At 43.5% G+C, this 17,076-nt stretch carries 18 protein-coding genes; 7 read left to right on the top strand and 11 right to left on the bottom strand.

The features are described 5' to 3' along the window. Positions 1-3 precede the first annotated feature (3 nt). The 5 genes from MR764_RS17400 to MR764_RS17380 form a co-directional block, all read right to left on the bottom strand. Entirely contained in the window at positions 4-1,347 is a 1,344-nt protein-coding gene (locus tag MR764_RS17400) for a 1-acyl-sn-glycerol-3-phosphate acyltransferase (RefSeq protein ID WP_247980727.1), read from the bottom strand. A gap of 144 nt (positions 1,348-1,491) precedes the next feature. Then, positions 1,492-2,646, bottom strand: coding sequence for an alkaline phosphatase (locus MR764_RS17395; RefSeq protein ID WP_247980726.1), 1,155 nt, complete (start codon positions 2,644-2,646; stop codon positions 1,492-1,494). An 84-nt stretch (positions 2,647-2,730) separates the two neighbouring features. Beyond that, a complete protein-coding gene (locus tag MR764_RS17390; protein WP_247980725.1) occupies positions 2,731-3,393 on the bottom strand; it encodes an RNA-binding domain-containing protein in 663 nt (220 codons plus the stop codon). Positions 3,394-3,429: 36 nt separating this feature from the next. Beyond that, complete coding sequence (locus MR764_RS17385; protein ID WP_247980724.1) at positions 3,430-3,876, bottom strand: GNAT family N-acetyltransferase; 447 nt, start codon at positions 3,874-3,876, stop codon at positions 3,430-3,432. A gap of 142 nt (positions 3,877-4,018) precedes the next feature. Beyond that, positions 4,019-4,885 carry an alpha/beta hydrolase gene (locus MR764_RS17380; protein ID WP_247980723.1) on the bottom strand — a complete coding sequence of 289 codons (867 nt, stop codon included), beginning with the start codon at positions 4,883-4,885 and terminating at the stop codon, positions 4,019-4,021. Positions 4,886-5,032: 147 nt separating this feature from the next. Between MR764_RS17380 and yjjX the strand changes: the two genes are divergently transcribed. Continuing rightward, complete coding sequence (gene yjjX, locus MR764_RS17375) at positions 5,033-5,566, top strand: inosine/xanthosine triphosphatase (protein WP_247980722.1); 534 nt, start codon at positions 5,033-5,035, stop codon at positions 5,564-5,566. On the opposite strand, the gene MR764_RS17370 is transcribed toward yjjX, so the two are convergent. The 3 genes from MR764_RS17370 to miaB are packed head-to-tail and all read right to left on the bottom strand — an operon-like array spanning position 5,553 to position 7,614. Continuing rightward, entirely contained in the window at positions 5,553-5,876 is a 324-nt protein-coding gene (locus tag MR764_RS17370) for a NifB/NifX family molybdenum-iron cluster-binding protein (protein WP_247980721.1), read from the bottom strand. The genes yjjX and MR764_RS17370 overlap by 14 nt on opposite strands. 48 nt (positions 5,877-5,924) lie before the next feature. Then, a complete protein-coding gene (locus MR764_RS17365; RefSeq protein WP_247980720.1) occupies positions 5,925-6,278 on the bottom strand; it encodes a carboxymuconolactone decarboxylase family protein in 354 nt (117 codons plus the stop codon). Positions 6,279-6,282: 4 nt separating this feature from the next. Next, the gene (miaB, locus tag MR764_RS17360; protein WP_247980719.1) at positions 6,283-7,614 is read right to left on the bottom strand and encodes a tRNA (N6-isopentenyl adenosine(37)-C2)-methylthiotransferase MiaB; all 1,332 of its coding nucleotides are present in this window, start codon (positions 7,612-7,614) and stop codon (positions 6,283-6,285) included. 252 nt (positions 7,615-7,866) lie between these two features. Between miaB and MR764_RS17355 the strand changes: the two genes are divergently transcribed. Together MR764_RS17355 and MR764_RS17350 are read left to right on the top strand one after the other, a co-directional pair. Beyond that, positions 7,867-8,328 (top strand): SPOR domain-containing protein, encoded by a 462-nt coding sequence (locus MR764_RS17355; protein WP_247980718.1) that lies wholly within the window; start codon positions 7,867-7,869, stop codon positions 8,326-8,328. Between the two features lies 1 nt (position 8,329). Further along, positions 8,330-10,228, top strand: a complete 1,899-nt coding sequence (locus tag MR764_RS17350; RefSeq protein WP_247980717.1) for an amidophosphoribosyltransferase — start codon at positions 8,330-8,332, stop codon at positions 10,226-10,228. A 26-nt stretch (positions 10,229-10,254) separates the two neighbouring features. On the opposite strand, the gene MR764_RS17345 is transcribed toward MR764_RS17350, so the two are convergent. The 3 genes from MR764_RS17345 to MR764_RS17335 form a co-directional block, all read right to left on the bottom strand. Beyond that, the gene (locus MR764_RS17345; RefSeq protein WP_247980716.1) at positions 10,255-10,977 is read right to left on the bottom strand and encodes an NUDIX domain-containing protein; all 723 of its coding nucleotides are present in this window, start codon (positions 10,975-10,977) and stop codon (positions 10,255-10,257) included. After that, positions 10,952-11,911, bottom strand: coding sequence for a GNAT family N-acetyltransferase (locus MR764_RS17340; RefSeq protein ID WP_247980715.1), 960 nt, complete (start codon positions 11,909-11,911; stop codon positions 10,952-10,954). Before MR764_RS17340 ends, MR764_RS17345 begins: the two co-directional genes overlap by 26 nt. Before the next feature lie 130 nt (positions 11,912-12,041). Then, positions 12,042-12,893, bottom strand: coding sequence for a 1-acyl-sn-glycerol-3-phosphate acyltransferase (locus MR764_RS17335; protein ID WP_247980714.1), 852 nt, complete (start codon positions 12,891-12,893; stop codon positions 12,042-12,044). A 361-nt stretch (positions 12,894-13,254) separates the two neighbouring features. Between MR764_RS17335 and MR764_RS17330 the strand changes: the two genes are divergently transcribed. From MR764_RS17330 to MR764_RS17315, 4 genes are read left to right on the top strand one after another with little or no spacing between them, the layout of a single operon-like run. Continuing rightward, positions 13,255-13,710, top strand: a complete 456-nt coding sequence (locus MR764_RS17330; protein WP_247980713.1) for a hypothetical protein — start codon at positions 13,255-13,257, stop codon at positions 13,708-13,710. 8 nt (positions 13,711-13,718) lie between these two features. After that, positions 13,719-14,621: a 16S rRNA (cytosine(1402)-N(4))-methyltransferase RsmH gene (gene rsmH / locus MR764_RS17325; RefSeq protein WP_247980712.1), complete on the top strand. Its 903-nt coding sequence runs from the start codon at positions 13,719-13,721 to the stop codon at positions 14,619-14,621. A 1-nt stretch (position 14,622) separates the two neighbouring features. Further along, positions 14,623-14,970 (top strand): FtsL-like putative cell division protein, encoded by a 348-nt coding sequence (locus MR764_RS17320; RefSeq protein ID WP_247980711.1) that lies wholly within the window; start codon positions 14,623-14,625, stop codon positions 14,968-14,970. A gap of 3 nt (positions 14,971-14,973) precedes the next feature. Beyond that, positions 14,974-17,076 (top strand): penicillin-binding protein, encoded by a 2,103-nt coding sequence (locus MR764_RS17315; protein WP_247980710.1) that lies wholly within the window; start codon positions 14,974-14,976, stop codon positions 17,074-17,076.

Raw genomic sequence — 17,076 nt, 5'->3', positions numbered from 1 at the left:
CAATTACACGGCAATCATCGATTCGAGCATTGAATACAACCTTTCTTTTTGTGTTTTTAGTTTTTCCAATTTTGATTTGCTAAATAGACTGAGGCAAAGCAAGCGGCCACGTCCCCAAGTCTTCAGAAACAGAATATACCAGCGAAAAGCGATCTTTCCGGCAAGTGGCAGTGAAATTAAAAACAACAATTTTAGCCAGAAGCCGGGAATGAATGCCGATACTGCCCAAAGTTCAAGCAAATATACTACCGGAAAAAATACTAATCCAAGAGCCAGAAAGAAGGTGCTTCGAAATGCGACGTCTTTTAGTTTTTTTCTGCTGAAACTGTCGATCAGGAAGAATGGGATGGCATTAAAAATAAAACCCCACAGGAATACCGGAAGACCAACCAGTAACACTAATTTATTTCCGACAATTTTTAAGGCGTTGTTGGTGTTCCGGTCGAGCAGCCAGCTTTTTAATCCGTGCTTTTTTAAGGAGTCCAGGTACTGGTGTGCCAGTGTTGCCAATTCGTTGGTTGTCTCGGTCGAGCGGTTTTCCCATTCATCCAGCTGACCTACCAGTTTCTGATCGGAATGAAACAGGTTGGTGGGAGAATACGGTTTGTTTTGCCTGCGAAGAAACTCTCTGCCATATATTTCTCGGATGTTTTCAAAATCTTCGTAGTGGGCCTTGCTTTTTATATTTAAAGTAAGCGGTTCGATGGCATTGTACAACGCGTCTTTTAACAATTGCGTGGCGTTGTTTGGATTTTCAGCATATTCTTCCAGAAAATCGTTGACACGAACCGGTGCTCCGAGGTTCACAATCACTGTCCGGTTGAACTTCCAGTAACTGCTGTAATAAATTCCGGTGGGTACGATGTGGATGTTCAGGTTGTGTCCTGCTTTTTCTTCTGCCAGAAAAACAATACGAGGAACTGCTTTCTTGTGGGCGAGCATTTGTCGTTTTCCCGAGTGTGCTGCCTCGGGGAACAGCGCAAGCGGAACATGATTTTCGAGCACACGGATGGAATCGGCAAACGTTTTGTCGTTTTTCGCGAGTTGCTCTTTCCCGTCGCGAAGCCTGTAAACGGGCATTATCTTAAGAAACCTTAGAAGAAAGGCTGCTATTTTGTTTTTGAAGATATCTGCCCTACCCAGCCAAACGGGTTGATAAGGAGTGTGAAGCAGGATTGCCATTGGATCGCTCAATGCGTTTTGATGATTAGGGGCAAAAACGATCGGTGCGTCTTTAGGAAGATTTTCTTTTCCGTTAACTATCGTTTTTTTATGAATGATGAAATCAACAAAACGCACATATTGCTTGAGGAGGTAGTAGCCCAACGACCATTTTTCGTATTTCATACAAAAAGTTCTAATTAAGTTTTGAATGCTTTTGCTGAATGGACAGCATTCGAAAAGTGGGCGCAAGATAAAAAACAATGCTTAGAAAATAAAAAACCGGAATTCGACAAATTCAAATTCCGGTTTTCTGGCTTGATCTCGCAGTTATTTGCCGAGAAGCAAAGCTTTCATTTTATCGTGAATATCCGTATTCTTCATAATTCCTGTGAAATTTTCAGCTCCCGGACCGTATGCAAAAACCGGAACCATAACTGCACTGTGGCTTTTAGTAGCGTATATTCCTTTGATCATGCCGGTTTCGATATCTCCGCCCGAAAAGGAGAGGCCACCGGTTTCGTGGTCGGCAGTAATAACAATCAGGGTATTTCCATCTTTTGCAGCAAAGTCAAGTGCTTTACCTATGGCTTTGTCGAAATCCAAGGTTTCTTCAATCACTTGAATGGTGCTGTTGGCATGGGCACCCCAGTCAATCTGTGAACCTTCCACCATCATAAAGAATCCTTTTTTGTTGTTACTTAAGATGTTGATTGCCGTTTCGGTAGCAACGGGAAGCATGTCGCCTCTTTCAGCAATGCGCCCGTTATGGATATCAGCGGTCAAACCTGCCAGTTTGCCACTTTTCACTGTTGCAATCTTATCCAAATCGGTTTCAACACGGTAGTTGTTTTTTTCCAGGTCTTCCAAAAGGTTGCGTCCGTCTTTGCGTTTTATGAAATGAGATAGACCACCTCCGATAAATACATCAATGTCGGTTTTCAGGAAGTCCAGCGCAATGTTTTCATACATGCTTCTGGAGGGCTGATGAGCAATAAAGGAGGCAGGAGTGGCGTGTGTAATTGCCGAAGTCGATACTAATCCGGTGGCAAGGCCCTTGTCTTCGGCATTTTCCAGAATTGATTTAACCGCTACTGTATCTCTATTCACACCCAGTCCCCCGTTGTAGGTTCTTACTCCTGAGGATAAAGCTGTTCCACCGGCAGATGAGTCGGTGACAAAATCACTTGCCGACTGTGTTGTCGAGAATCCGATATGTTTAAAGTTATCCAAAAATAATTGTCCGCGATTGGCCGTATGTGCAGCAAAAACGTGGCCTACTCCCATGCCGTCTCCAATCATGAAAATAATATTCTTGGGTTTATTTGATTTGAATTTTTGCGGGTAGATTTTTACCTCGTAGGCTTCTCCTCCCTTGTACGTTTTTTCGCCGTCTTCAGCTTCTGCTTTTAAGTATTCATCCTGGCCTGCAACAACCCATGCCATGTTTGCGAGGGCAAACAGTAAAAGTAGTTTTCTTAACATTGTTATTTTTTTAGTTGGTAAACGATTAAATATTTTGATTTAAACAAAAATTGAAACACAAATATATCAGGTTTTCTGAAAGGGTTATCTGAATTTATCCAATTCACTTTTATCCACATCATGATTTAATGTAAAGGTTGTCCCTTCGTTTGATGTCTTGATTTTCAAGACATCAATAACAACAAAGTTGCTTAAAATATCTCCGGCTTTTTTTCTCGAAAGCTGGGCGAGTCGCATGTATTTTGAAAAGGAAATACTATCGTTGTTTTGAAGATATTCAATTAAAAGGCGTTCGTCGTCAGAGTACGAAAAGCATACTCCGTTTGGGCTGCTTTGCTTTTTCCATGCTTCGATTTGAATTCGGTGTGCCAGGAAGTTTTCATCTCCGATGCGAATATAGGCGAGCCATTTCCCGTTTTCGTCTTTGGCGAAATAGGGTTTTTCGCTTCCGGGCTCGATACCGATTTCCAACACTGTTTTTCCTTCAACCTGCCACTGCCGGGTGGTAAAAGTAATGGCCGGTTTACTGAAAATTTTTGCAGCCGATTCAATCATGTAAAATTCTTCGTCGGAACTAATACCGGCAATTTTCCCGTTGTCTTTTACCCCGATCAGTAGACGGCCGCCGTTTGTATTGGCAAAAGCGACAAGCGATTTGGCTATTTTTTTGGAGTCGTTGATGCAAAATTTAAAATCCTGCTGCTCGTGCTCGCCCTGTTCTATCAACTTATAAAGGTATCTGCTCATCTCGCCAACTCCAAACAACTATGCAACCAGAAAGTTTTATTTTAACCACTCAAAAGTAATGTAATGATCCTGGTTCATTCCCAGGTTTTCGTAGGTGCGGTGAGCCGATTGATTCGATTTATCGGCATAAAGTCTCACGCCATGCCATTCATCCGAGCTAAGAACGAGGCTTTTTATGTGCGCATACATGCTGCGATAAACACCTCTTCGCCGGTATTGCGGCATCACATAAACCGATTGTATCCACATAACCGTACCATTCCGCCAGTCGCTCCATTCAAAAGTAGTAAGTAGCGAAGCCACCACTTTCCCATTGATTTCTGCAACATAGTAATTCCCTTTTTTGGGATCGTTCAAAACAGCTTCCACTCCCTTTTCAACCGTTGACAGGTGAAGCTCAATGCCTTCCGTTTCGCGGGCCATGGCCAGCTGAAATTCCACGAGGCTTTCGTGATCGTCGATGGTTGCCAGTCTTACTTTCATTGTCTGTAGATTTTGATAGTCTAAAATAAGAATTCTGATCCTTTTCCCGAATTTGTTCGGCCAAAATCGACCTGTCATTTTTGTGTTTTCTGAACTATATGCCTTGGGTCTGAGCAAAAAGCAGATGGTAATAATCTATAGTCTACGACTTTCGGTATTTTTCTTCGATCCAGTTTAAGAGTTCGGTATCGAAAAGATCATTTTCTTCAAACATCGGATAATGACCGCTCTTTTCAAAGATTTTTATTTTCAGATCGCAGAACTTATTTTTTACCTCGTCCCATAGATTAGTCGGACCAGTTACAAAATCATACTTTCCTATCATGAGCAGAGTAGGTATTTTGTAACTATCCAGTTGATGGGTAATGTCAATATCTTTGAAAATGGTCCCCCAAACATGATCAATCATTTGCATATTGGTTTCAACGCCTTTCCATAAAAATACGGCATCAAAATCATGTCGAAACCAGTTGCGGGCTCCACTGCATAAGCAAAAATGGACAAATCGCTTTTCCGGAGACAGCTTGATTAATTCCGGTAACTCATTCATTTTACGGAGATAAAACTGTTTGCGGTCATCACTGGCACTTTCTTCAAAAAAAATATCTGTCGACTGATGAGATTGGGCACTATAATCAGGGCTGACTCCAACCAGAATGTTGCCCAGTATGTTTTTGGGATGTTTTTTGGCATATTCCAGCGCCATAAAAGCGTGGCCTGAGTGGCCTAAAATAAAGAAGCGATGCAATTTCAGTTTAGTTCTGATAATTTCAATATGACGGATCAAATTTTCCAATGAATATTCTTTGTTTGAGATTTCTCTTGCCGGAGCCTTCGTAAATCCGCAGTGATCAATAAAAATAAACTGAAGTTGATTTTTGATCTGGGCAGAAAATATGCGAGAGTAAAACAACGTGCTTCCTATGCAAAGAATGGGAATTCCTGCACCTTCGATCTGATAACGTAAATTGAAACCGTCGATTTCGATAATTCCTTTTTGGATGGTCATTTTATTGTGGTTTGAGTGTTTCAATTGCAAATGTAAGGTGAAAATAAAAATCTTTGGATTAGTTACAAGGTCTTATTCAATCTATTATTCTCTATACTTAACGAGGTAGTTTTCATTAAATCCCTATTTTTCGGAAAATTTTGAAAGGTGAAAATTATTGTTGCATCCAAAAATCCGGTAAAGATCAACGCCACCCTCGAAGGGTTTGGTGATTTTTTTGATGAAGTAAGCGTCGAAGGTGTTTCAGTAGAATCAGGAGTTTCTGACCAGCCGATGAGTGATGAGGAAACACTGGCGGGCGCACGTAACCGGGTTGCCAATGCGCAGAAACTTTTCCCGGGAGCTGATTTTTGGATCGGAGTTGAAGGAGGTTTGCAACGCGAGGCTGAAGGGCTGGTTGCTTTTGCGTGGATTGTTATTACTGATGGTTCACAAAAAGGAGAATCGCGAACCACCAGTTTTATGTTGCCGCCCAAAGTGGCCTTATTAGTTGAAAGCGGTTACGAGTTGGGTACTGCCAACGATATGGTTTTTAAACAACACAATTCGAAGCAGAAATCGGGAGCAGTGGGATTGCTGACCGGAGATAAAATAGACCGTACGCAGTTATATCGTCAGGCCGTTCAACTGGCACTGATCCCTTTTCTGAACAAAGAACTTTATTCGCCTAGTTTCCGCTGATGCGGTCCATCACTTCTTCTATTTTGATCCGTTCTTCGTGAAGCAGCACCAACTGCATTTTTTCAGTTTCGAGTTTCTGACTCACCATTGGGCCAACTTCCCCTGTAATAATGGTTGTTACGCCCTGTTCTTTCAGGTATTCTACCAGCTTAATGCCGGTGTGTTCAGCCTCCAGACAAGGATTTTCCTGAATGGAATAAGTATTCTTTTCAGGATCAAATATGACAACGTTCAGGCATTTCCCAAAACGTAGATCTAAAAACGATTTTTCGGTCTTTCCCGATGAAGTTATCGCAAACAGTTTGCCCATATTTCTAATTTTTAAGATTTAATTATAACAATTTAAATTGAAAATGGCTCAATTCAATTCGGTATTAATTAGTTCTTCCCAGTACTCGACAGCTCTCCTCGTGTGAGGAATTACGATGGTTCCACCCACCAGGTTGGCCACTCCGAATACCTCAAATATTTCTTCGGTTGTTACACCTTGTTCGTGGCATTTTTCGAGGTGATATTTTACGCAATCGTCGCAACGCAATACCATCGAGGTCGCGAGTCCAAGCATTTCTTTCACTTTTGTACTGAGTGCTCCCTCCTGGTAGGTTAAGGTGTCCAGGCTATACAAACGCTTCATGACTTTGTTATCCGAAGCCAGTATCTTTTCATTCATTTTTGCCCGGTAGGCATTGAATTCGTCTACTAATTTTCCCATGGTCCTATTTTAATACATCTCCAATTAACGTTGTTTGCGTGCAATCGTTCACGGTTATGGTTACGAAGTCGCCTTTTTTGAAATCGTATTTCGGAAAAACAGCAACCTTGTTTTGTGAAGTTCGGCCAAACAGCATTTCGTCCGATTTTTTCGAAGTTCCTTCTACCAGCACTTCAACTGTCTTTCCGATATCGGCCCGGTTATTTTCGATCGAGATTTGGTTTTGCAAAGCGATCACTTCATTCAGTCGGCGTGTTTTTATTTCTTCCGGCACATCATCGGCAAGATGTTTGGCTGCGTAGGTTCCCGGTCGTTCGGAATATTTAAACATAAATGCACTGTCGAAACGAACTTCTTTCATTAGCGCGATGGTGTCCTGGTGGTCTTCTTCCGTTTCGCCACAGAACCCGGTAAACAGGTCGGTGGTTAGGCCGCATTCAGGAAGTATTTCACGTATGGCCTTGATTCGGCCCAGGTACCAATCCCGGTCGTATTTCCGGTTCATGGTTTTTAGCACATTCGAACTGCCCGATTGCACCGGCAAATGAATGTGTTTGCATAGGTTATTGTGTTTGGCCATTGCGCGCAGAACCTTGTCCGACATGTCTTTCGGGTGCGATGTGGTAAAACGGATCCGCATGTTCGGATTTACCTGTGCAACCATGTCAAGCAAATCCCAGAATTTAACCGGTTTGCGTTCACCTTCGGGTAACCACATGTACGAATTCACATTTTGTCCGAGCAGGGTAACCTCTTTGTAGTTCTTTTCCGATAAATCGCGGACTTCGTTTAAAATGTCCTGCGGATCACGGCTGCGTTCGCGTCCGCGGGTGTAGGGGACAATGCAATAGGTGCAGAAATTATTACATCCGCGCATAATGCTTACAAATCCGGAAATGGCTTTGTCGCCAATTCGAACCGGAGTTATCTTATCGTAAGTTTCTATCGTCGAAAGTTCCACATTTACGGCGGCTTGCCCATCGTTCACTTTGTCGATTAGGTAGGGAAGATCGCGGTACGCATCGGGTCCGGCAACCAAGTCGGCTGCTCCTTTTGCGATAAACTCTTCGCCAACCCTTTCGGCCATGCAGCCTAAAACCCCGACCACCAAACCTTTTCTGTTTTTTTTCAGGCTTTTATAATGGGCGAGTCTTCCCCAAATACGCTGTTCTGCATTGTCGCGTACCGAGCAGGTGTTCAGGAAAATAGTGTCTGCTTCTTCGGCTGATTCAACCACTGTGTATTTCTTTTCCTGCAGTATAGCTGCAACTACTTCGCTGTCTGCCACATTCATTTGACAGCCATACGTTTCAATAAATAATTTTCTTTCTTCCATGATGCGGGCGCAAAGTTATTTTTTATTTGTGAATGAATCGTGTGTCAGCCGATTTTTACAAGAACATGCTTGGTAATGAGCTGGTTTTGGTAAGTTGGCGAAAACGTTTAATTTTAATTGGCGGTAAAGTAATCGAGTGTTCATTAGGGTTTCGGCGGTTGACATTACCATTAGATTAAGGCAATGTGTTGATCTTTGTTGCGTTCTTGTTTTATAGGTTTTTGAATTATATTTGCACACTCAATTGAAGGAATGATGAGGATTCTGATTCTCTTTTTAGCTGTTTTCTTTGTTGCGCAGTTTGCTTGCGCTCAGGAGGTTGTAGGATTGGATGCTGCACACGATTCGGTGCGCGTTGCTATACTTGACCAGCTGCAGGTGGAGCGAGATCCGGTTTTAGACAAAATGCTGGGATGGCACATTGAAAAGAATCACGAAAAAGAGGGGATGGATGGGTTTAGAGTTGAGATCTTTTTCAGCTCCAAAATGGACGCAAAAGAACAGGCGCTGAAAACCAAAGTTGATTTTTTATCTGAATACCCCGATTATCCGGTGCATATCAAATTTGTAGCACCAAACTTTCGGGTGAGAGTCGGCGATTTCCGGACAAAAAACGAAGCCTGGAAATTGTATAGAAAGATTCAAAAGGAATATCCAACTGCCTTTGTTGTTCCGGATGTAATAAATTTTCCATTGCTGAAACAGAATCTATAATATGAGTGACCAGATTAAGCACGAGTGTGGCATTGCGTTAATTCGTTTGTTAAAGCCACTGTCGTATTATCACCAAAAGTACGGAACATGGAAGTACGGTCTTAACAAACTGTATCTTTTAATGGAGAAACAACACAACCGCGGACAGGATGGCGCCGGGCTGGTGTGTGTAAAAACTGATGTGGAGCCGGGACATCCGTATATCAATCGTGTACGATCGGTTGAGCAAAATCCGATAAAGGATATCTTCGAGAAGGTAAACAAACCATTGAAGAAAGCTAAGCGACACGATGCTGATATAAATGATCCGGATTGGGCTGAACAAAACTACCCCTTTGCCGGATCGCTTTATTTAGGACATTTGCGTTACGGTACTTTTGGCAGAAACAGCATTGAATTCGCACATCCGGTTATGCGGCAGAATAACTGGAAATCGAGAAACCTGGCGCTTGCCGGAAACTTCAACCTAACCAATACCGACGAGCTGTTCAATGTATTGGTCGACCTGGGGCAACATCCGAAGGCATACACCGATACGGTAACGGCACTTGAAAAAGTAGGGCATTTCTTAGACGAGGAAAATCAGCTGCTCTTTAGGAAATATAAAAACGAAGGGTATTCTAATTCTGAAATATCGCCGCTGATTGAAAAAAATATCGATCTTCAGAATATTTTGGAGCGTGCGTCGAAAGACTGGGATGGTGGTTACGCTATGGCTGGTTTGATCGGGCACGGCGATGCTTTTGTGGTGCGCGATCCCTGGGGAATCAGACCCGCACATTATTATTACGATGATGAGATTGTGGTAATTGCATCGGAGCGTCCGGTGATTCAAACCGTTATGAACGTGCATGCCGACCTGGTTAAGGAAATAGCGCCGGGAGAATCTTTGATTGTAAAGAAGAACGGCGAAATTCGTCACGATATGATCAGGGTACCGCACAAACGGAAGTCCTGTTCGTTTGAACGGATTTATTTTTCGCGGGGCAGCGACAAAAGTATTTACCAGGAACGCAAGGAACTGGGGCGTTTGCTTACTCCAACCGTTTTAAAGGCTGTGGATTATGATTTTGAGAATACCGTGTTTTCTTACATACCGAATACTGCAGAAACTGCTTTTTACGGGTTGGTGCACGGAGTGAGAAATCACCTCGTCGATTGGAAAATTGACCAGATTCAAAAGAAGAACGGATCGTTAAGTGATAAAGACATTAAGCGAATACTTTCGTTTGAACCACGCGTGGAAAAAATCGCGATAAAGGACGTTAAACTGCGTACATTTATTGCTGATGATGCCAGTCGCGACGACCTGGTGGCGCACGTATACGATGTTACTTACGGTATCATTAAAAACGATGTGGATACGCTGGTTATTATTGACGACTCCATTGTTCGGGGAACCACGTTGAAAAACAGTATCCTGAAAATTCTGGATCGTTTAAAGCCGAAAAAAATTATAGTGGTGTCATCAGCGCCGCAAATCCGGTATCCCGACTGTTACGGAATCGACATGGCGCGTCTCGATAAATTTATCGCGTTTAACGCTGCCATCGAATTGCTAAAAGATCAGGGAAAAGAGGCACTGATTCACGATGTGTACAGGAAGTGCAAGGAGCAGGAGAATTTGCCAAAAGAGGAAATGGTGAATTACGTGCGCGAAATATACAAGCCGTTTACTGCCGAAGAGATTTCAGCAAAAATAGCCGAGTTGCTAAAACCTGAAGATTGCAGGGCAGAAGTGGAAATTGTATATCAATCGTTGGAAAACCTGCACAAAGCATGTCCGAACGATTTAGGCGACTGGTACTTCTCCGGAAATTACCCAACTCCGGGTGGAAACCGGGTGGTAAACAGTTCGTTTATCAATTTTGTAGAAGGGAAAGATGAGCGGGCTTATTAAAGTCTGCTCTCCATTTTTCCAATTTTTTAAAGTTCAAAATTGAATCCCCTGCGAAGTAATTCTTCGTATTTCGTTGTATTAAATTGGTAGTAGTAGGCACCTTTTTTCGAGGTTTCCTTTTCTTTTTCTTCCAACTTGTCGAGCAAGCCCATTGTTAAAACCTTACGCCGGAAATTGCGTTTGTCAAAAGGCTTTTGGTAGATGGCTTCGTAAAGCCTTTGCAACTGAGGTATGGTGAATTTTTCGGGTAGCAATTCAAACCCGATGGGTTGTGTGCGTGCGCGAATCCGAAGTTTTCTGAGGGCTTTCGCTACCATGTCGTTGTGGTCGAATATCAGTTCGGGCAATTCTGACAACGGAACCCACCAAGCGCCGTTCTTTTTTACCAGCTCTTTGTCGTATTCATTAATCTTGATCAGCGAGAAATAAGCCACCGAGATGATTCTGCCCCCCGGATCGCGGCGAGGATCACCAAAAGCATAAAGTTGCTCCATGTAAACGTCGTCGAGCCCGGTGAGGTTTGACAGAATTCGTTGGGCTGCATCATCCAGACTTTCTTCCAAGGTGACAAAACCGCCCATAAGTGACCATTGTCCTTTGGCCGGCTCAAAATTTCTTTTCAGAAGCAGTAGCTTTAGTTCGTAGTCGTTTTCGTTGAATCCGAAGATGATCGAATCGACGGCTACATGCATTCTCGGCTCTTGCCGATAGAAATCCATGTCGTTATTTGGGTGTGGGAAAGTCGTCATTCTCTTTATCCTTTATATAGGTTTCGATATGCCGATCAACCTTTGCATCGTAAATGTCTTTTATGGTAACGATGATTCCTGTTTCGAGCACATTTCCGAACTTTTCATTTTTGATGGTGCCGAAGGTCTTCATCGATGGCGACAAATTCATGTACGCATTTACCAGTGGCGGAATGTTTTCTCCAAACTGACGCACGCTTTGCACCAAAATCTTGTAATCTTCGTTATAGTTACTGCCGGTAAATAGCTTTCGCATCGCAGGCATATCAATGTCAAATTCTACCGGATGTTTTGGGTATACAAGGTTTTCCTTGTCGCGGAAATATTTTTTGAAAAAATACTGAATCAGGTTGCGCGCTTCGTTATGGAAGTGCTGATACATCGTGATTTTCCCAAAAAAATATTTGATTTCCGGATGGTCGACAGTCAACGCGCCCAGTCCGTCCCAAAGATTATCGAGGGCGAAAAGAGCTTTTGCCCCCGCTTTGCTCGACTGATAGGCCGGCTGAACAAAAGAACGCCCGAGTTCCAGCGTATAAGGAAGGTAATCGTTAATAAATTCTTTCGAGAAATGAAATACCCGTGATGTTGCCATCAGTACTTCGTCGTTTTCGTCGCGTGGAGCATCGGCACAAAGCATGTAACGATAACCGCCCAAAATTTCCTGGGCATCCGGATCCCAAACAAAAAGCTGTTTATAAGGTTTTTCCTGTGTATCGTAATTGTCTATGTCGGTTTCTTTGCCTGTTCCCCCACCTGCTTCTCTAAACGTAATTTCCCGTAATCGTCCCAGTTCTTGCATCACTGCCGGAGAATCCTGGGCTGTCGTAATGTATATCTCATTTCCTCCCTTGTTTGTTTTCCTCATGAGTTTATCCGGCGTAAGCTCTGCTATAAGCTCTGCTTTGGATACAGGTGCTACAATTTCCTTCATCTGTTATTTTTGTTAGTTTTTCTAAACCCAACCAATTGAATTTAAATCATTATAAGGTTGTTTACGATTTTTTAGAAAAATGGATTACAAAATTAAAAAAATCCGTCTACACATGACATTTTCTTTCTATTTAATTAATCGCAGAATAAGATGTGGGTAATTTGTACACCTCTTGTTTTACCCATTCAGCCCATTCTTTGTGATTTTTTGTCGAGTTGAAGGTGGTGTAAGGGATTGGTTTTCCAAAATATAAATGAACATCGGTATTTCTGTGGCGGTAGGTTTCGTCGGGAAGAAAGAACATTTCGAGGTTCCATTTTATGCCCAGAAATTTTCTGAGCTTCGCCAGTCGGTAAAACCGGTTGGTGTTTCTTCCGCTAATAAATACCGGAATAATATCTCGTTTGTGCTCGATAGCTTTCGAGATGAAATGTTTTTTCCATTCCAGGTCCATGATCTGTCCTTTTATTTTGCGGGAGGCTAATCCGGATGGAAAAATCAAAACCTGCACATCTGAATCATACACGCCTGATAACATTTTGGCAGCTTCACGGGCATGTCTTCCATGTTTGTTAACCGGCACAAAAACAGGGCTGAGTTGCGGAATATTTAATAAGATATCGTTGGACAGGAACTTGAAACTCCCCAGTTTTTTTTCAACGTTTTTCATGAGTAACATGCCATCAAAACCTCCCAGCGGATGGTTGCTGGCAAAGATAAATTTGCCTTCTGAGGGGATGTTTTCAAGGCCGTGCAAATGTTCTCTGACATTGAATTCTTCCACTACTTTGTCAACAAAAGCGATTCCTGTTTGCTGGCCGTGTTTCTTGAGTAAGTTATTGATGAAATCGATATGCAGGATGCGGTGAAGATAGCTGTATACAAAGCCCGGAGTGAAGCGGGCGATCCGCTCGTTCTTTTCCCTGAAAATTTCCCGGATATTGATGGGTTTAATCGGTTTATTTTTTTCGGTACCTGTCATTGTCTTCTTTTTTTATCAGAAAGGCCGGTCAGAAAAATGATCTGAAAACAGCCGGTGTAACGAGGGTGTAAAATTAACAATTCTGAGAGTATTGTAGCATCTTTTTGAGGGTTTGGTTGGGCGTTGAATTATGGGCGTTTTGTGAGTTATCAACGTGTGTGCATAAAGTTTTGTGTTTGTAGTAAGGTGCTCAAAACCAGTGTTGAATAAAATGATTTTAACTGTGTGTTTCCTGTTATTAACAACTTGGTAAGCTGTTATCAACAAAATTATCAATAATCGCGGTGGAATGAAATGTCATAGTTTGGCAGGATTTGGAATAAAATTGTATTTTTACGCTTATAAAAGTGGAACCTCATTTATGGCAACTTTCGCTGGACAATACAACGCAACTATCGACGACAAAGGCAGGGTGGTACTACCCGCAGCCTTTAAGAAGGCGTTGGGTGAGATGCAGCTGGAGTTTGTTGTAGTGGAAAAAAACCGCCGGAGTAAGTGCCTGGATATACACACTGTTGAGACGTGGAAGAGAGATGTTGAGAAGTTTAGGGCAAAACTGAATCCGGAAACCAACCCGATGCATGACAAGCTGCTTCAACTTTATTTTCAAAATTTTGTGCATGTAGGTGTTGCTGCCAATGGCAGGATTAATATTCCAAACGAGTTTCTCGACTATGCCGGACTAAAGGAAAAAGTGACTTTCCTTGGTATGCAGACTTCCATTCGTTTGAGTGTCGCGGTTAGTGCTCAGGACAGTATTGTTTCAGATGAGGATTACCTGGATATGTTGAAAATGATTGATGGACAGGGGGCGTAGAGTAGCAGATGACAGACGTTTATCATATACCGGTTTTGGCGAAGGAGAGTATCGAGGCGATGAATCTCGATCCGGGCAGCGATGTTGTGGATGCCACTTTTGGAGGTGGCGGTCACTCCCGGCTCATTCTCGACCAGCTTCGCAACGGAAGGCTTTTTGCCTTCGATCAGGATGAAGATGCTGCCGGGAATGCCATAGAGGATGACCGGCTTTTTTTTATCCGTCATAATTTTAAATATGTTAAAAACTTTCTTCAGCACTATGACGTGGATAAAGTTGATGCCATGTTTGCTGATCTTGGTGTTTCTTCACACGATTTTGACGTAGCTGAAAGGGGTTTTTCGTTTCGCTTCGACGGTGCGCTGGATATGCGAATGAACCGTAATGCGCAGGTCGACGCCGCAACTATCGTAAATGAATATTCGGAAGCGCAGTTGCAGCAGATTTTTTCATTGTATGGTGAAATTAAAAATGCACGACGACTGGCTGCTGAGGTTGTAAAGGCGCGTGTTGCGAAGCGGATCGATACCACTACCCGGTTAAAAGAGATTGCTGCCGCCTGTGCGCCGAGGGCAATTGAGAATAAGTACCTGGCGCAGGTTTTTCAGGCTTTACGCATCGAAGTGAACGAAGAGATGGAAGCGCTGAAAGAGTTTCTGGAGGCCAGTCTGGATTTGCTCAACCCGGGAGGGCGTTTGGTGATTATCACTTATCACAGCCTCGAAGATCGTTTGTGTAAGAATTTTATAAAGACCGGAAATTTCGAGGGAAAAGTCGAGAAGGATTTTTATGGTAATGTTCAGTCGCCGTTTGTGCAGGTGAACCGCAAAGTAATTACGCCCGGCGAAGAGGAACTGGCCGCAAATCCGCGTTCGCGAAGTGCAAAATTAAGAATCGCAGAAAGAGTTTAAGATGGCAGGAGAAAGCACAGGAAAGAAGAAGAAGCCCGGGATGAAATCTTTCATTGGTGGAACGATTTTAACGGATGAGCGGATTTCGAAACAATTCCCGTTTTTGGTGTTGCTGGCCATGTTTGGTCTGGCGTTGATTATGAATAGAAACTGGTCGGAGAAAACAATCCGACAAATTGGAGATATGCAAAAAGAATTGGAAGCGCTTCGTTCGGAGCATGCAACCATTTCTGCAAGACTGATGGACGCAAGTCGTCCTTCTGAGGTCGCAAAAAAAGTAGATGAGGCAGGTATCGGTTTGAAAGAGCCGGTAAAGCCACCCAGAAAGCTGGTAGTTGAGGAAGATTAACAGATGGGAATAAGGAAAACCATATTGGCACGTTTTGCGCTGGTGTATTTTGTACTCCTGCTGTTTACCCTGGTCGTGATTGCCAAGTTGTTTTCGGTGCAACGCATCAAAAACGACCGTTGGCAGCAGATTGAGGAGAATCTCAGTAAGAATACGGTGGTGGTGGAACCTACACGTGGAAATATTTGTGCAGATGACGGAAGTGTACTGGCTACTTCGGTACCCGGTTATTTTGTGCGTATCGATTTGGCTTCCGAAGGAGTTAGAAAGGTATTTAATAATGAATGCGACTCGTTAGCGTGGCACTTGTCCCGGTTTTTTAAAGATGCTTCTCAAAACGAATACCTTCGGAAAATAAAAGGGGCGTACAAAGCCCGTAACCGTGGGTTTCTGCTTACGCCGCGAAAAGTGGATTACCTCGAACTTCAGCAATTAAAGAAATTTCCGATCCTTCGTCGTGGCCGTTATGGCGGTGGTATGATTGTGGAGCAGGAGAACAAACGTGTGAATCCGCTTGGCGGACTGGCTTTGCGTACCATCGGCAGCCTGAACAAGGGAGAATATGAAGAAATTAATGGCCCGATCGGCTACACCGGTTTGGAGCGCGCCTACGAATCGTACTTAAAAGGGCAGGATGGCGTGAGTTACCGTCAGAATCTTTCCGGTCGCTGGGTGATTCGCACCGAAATCGAGCCGCAGGATGGAATGGATATTATCACTACACTCAATGTTAAACTTCAGGACATTGTAGAAAGTGCGTTACATCATCAGTTGCAGGAATCAAACGCGGATTGGGCAACTGCTATTTTACTGGAAGTAAAATCCGGCGAGATTAAAGCCATTGCCAATCTGGGGAAAGGGGGAGGTGATTATTACGAAAAAGATAATTATGCACTGGGGCACCGGGGCTGCTTCGAGCCTGGCTCTTCGTTTAAGTTGATGTCGTTAATGGCGGCATTGGAAGATGGTGTGGTGGATACCAGTGATGTGGTGGATACCGGAAACGGAGCTTGGGCCAATAACGGAAGGGTGATAAAAGACACCCACGGTTACGGAAGGATTACCGTAAAGCAGGTCTTTGAGAAATCGTCGAATATTGGAACGGCCAAAATTATCACCGAGCACTACGCAAAAAATCCAAAAAAATATGTGGACCGGGTGTACAGTTTTGGGGTGAATAAACCACTGGGAATTGAAATTGAAGGGGAAGGTCGTCCCTATTTCAAATATCCGGGCGATGCCGACTGGTGGGGAACCACACTGGCCGGTATGTCGTACGGTTACGAAACCAAAATGACACCGCTACAGATTCTCACGTTTTACAATGCGGTAGCGAATGGCGGCAAAATGGTAAAACCCCGTCTGGTAAAAGAAATTCGTGATAATGGGATTTTAGTGAAAAAATTTGAGCCCGTGGTGTTGAATCCGATGATCGCGTCTCGCGAAACCATCGGGAAAGCGAGGGCAATGCTGGAAGGTGTTTGCGAGCGCGGAACCGGGACTACCATTCAGGGAGATTATTTCAAAGTAGCCGGAAAAACCGGAACGGCCCGTGTGGCTACCAGTAGCTCGGGGTATAGTGCGGGAATGTACCTGGCATCGTTTACCGGATATTTCCCGGCTGATAATCCTGAGTATTCTTTGATCGTCACCTTTAATAATCCACGGGGGGCTTATTACGGAGGTTCAGTTGCCGGTCCTGTATTCAAAGAAATATCAGAAAAAGTATATGCGAGCCAGATTCTGGCCAATCTGGATGACGGAAAAGAAGAGGTGACGGTTCGCAACCGCGAAATCGCAAAAGGCAAAACAGCGGACATTTTTGAAGTGGCAGAAGAGCTGGATTTGGAGAATGTGAAGGGAAAACCTGACGCTCAGCTCGCCAACGTGGCCGAAAAAGAAGATCAATTGGTGGTTACCGGAGCAGATGTTCAGCAGGGGCTGGTTCCCGATGTTCGTGGAATGGGTGTCAGCGATGCCATTTTTTTACTTGAAAATGCAGGTTTGAAAGTTAAAATAAACGGAGTAGGAAAAGTAAAAACACAATCGTTAAGGGCGGGAGTAAAATGTAACCCCGGACAAACGATTTACATAGCACTGGGATAA

Origin of the sequence: Maribellus sp. YY47 (assembly GCF_023111095.1) — a bacterium.
Taxonomy (GTDB): domain Bacteria; phylum Bacteroidota; class Bacteroidia; order Bacteroidales; family Prolixibacteraceae; genus Draconibacterium.
The sequence above is the reverse complement of the archived record's forward strand: the minus strand, read 5'-3'. Positions and strand labels throughout refer to the sequence as shown.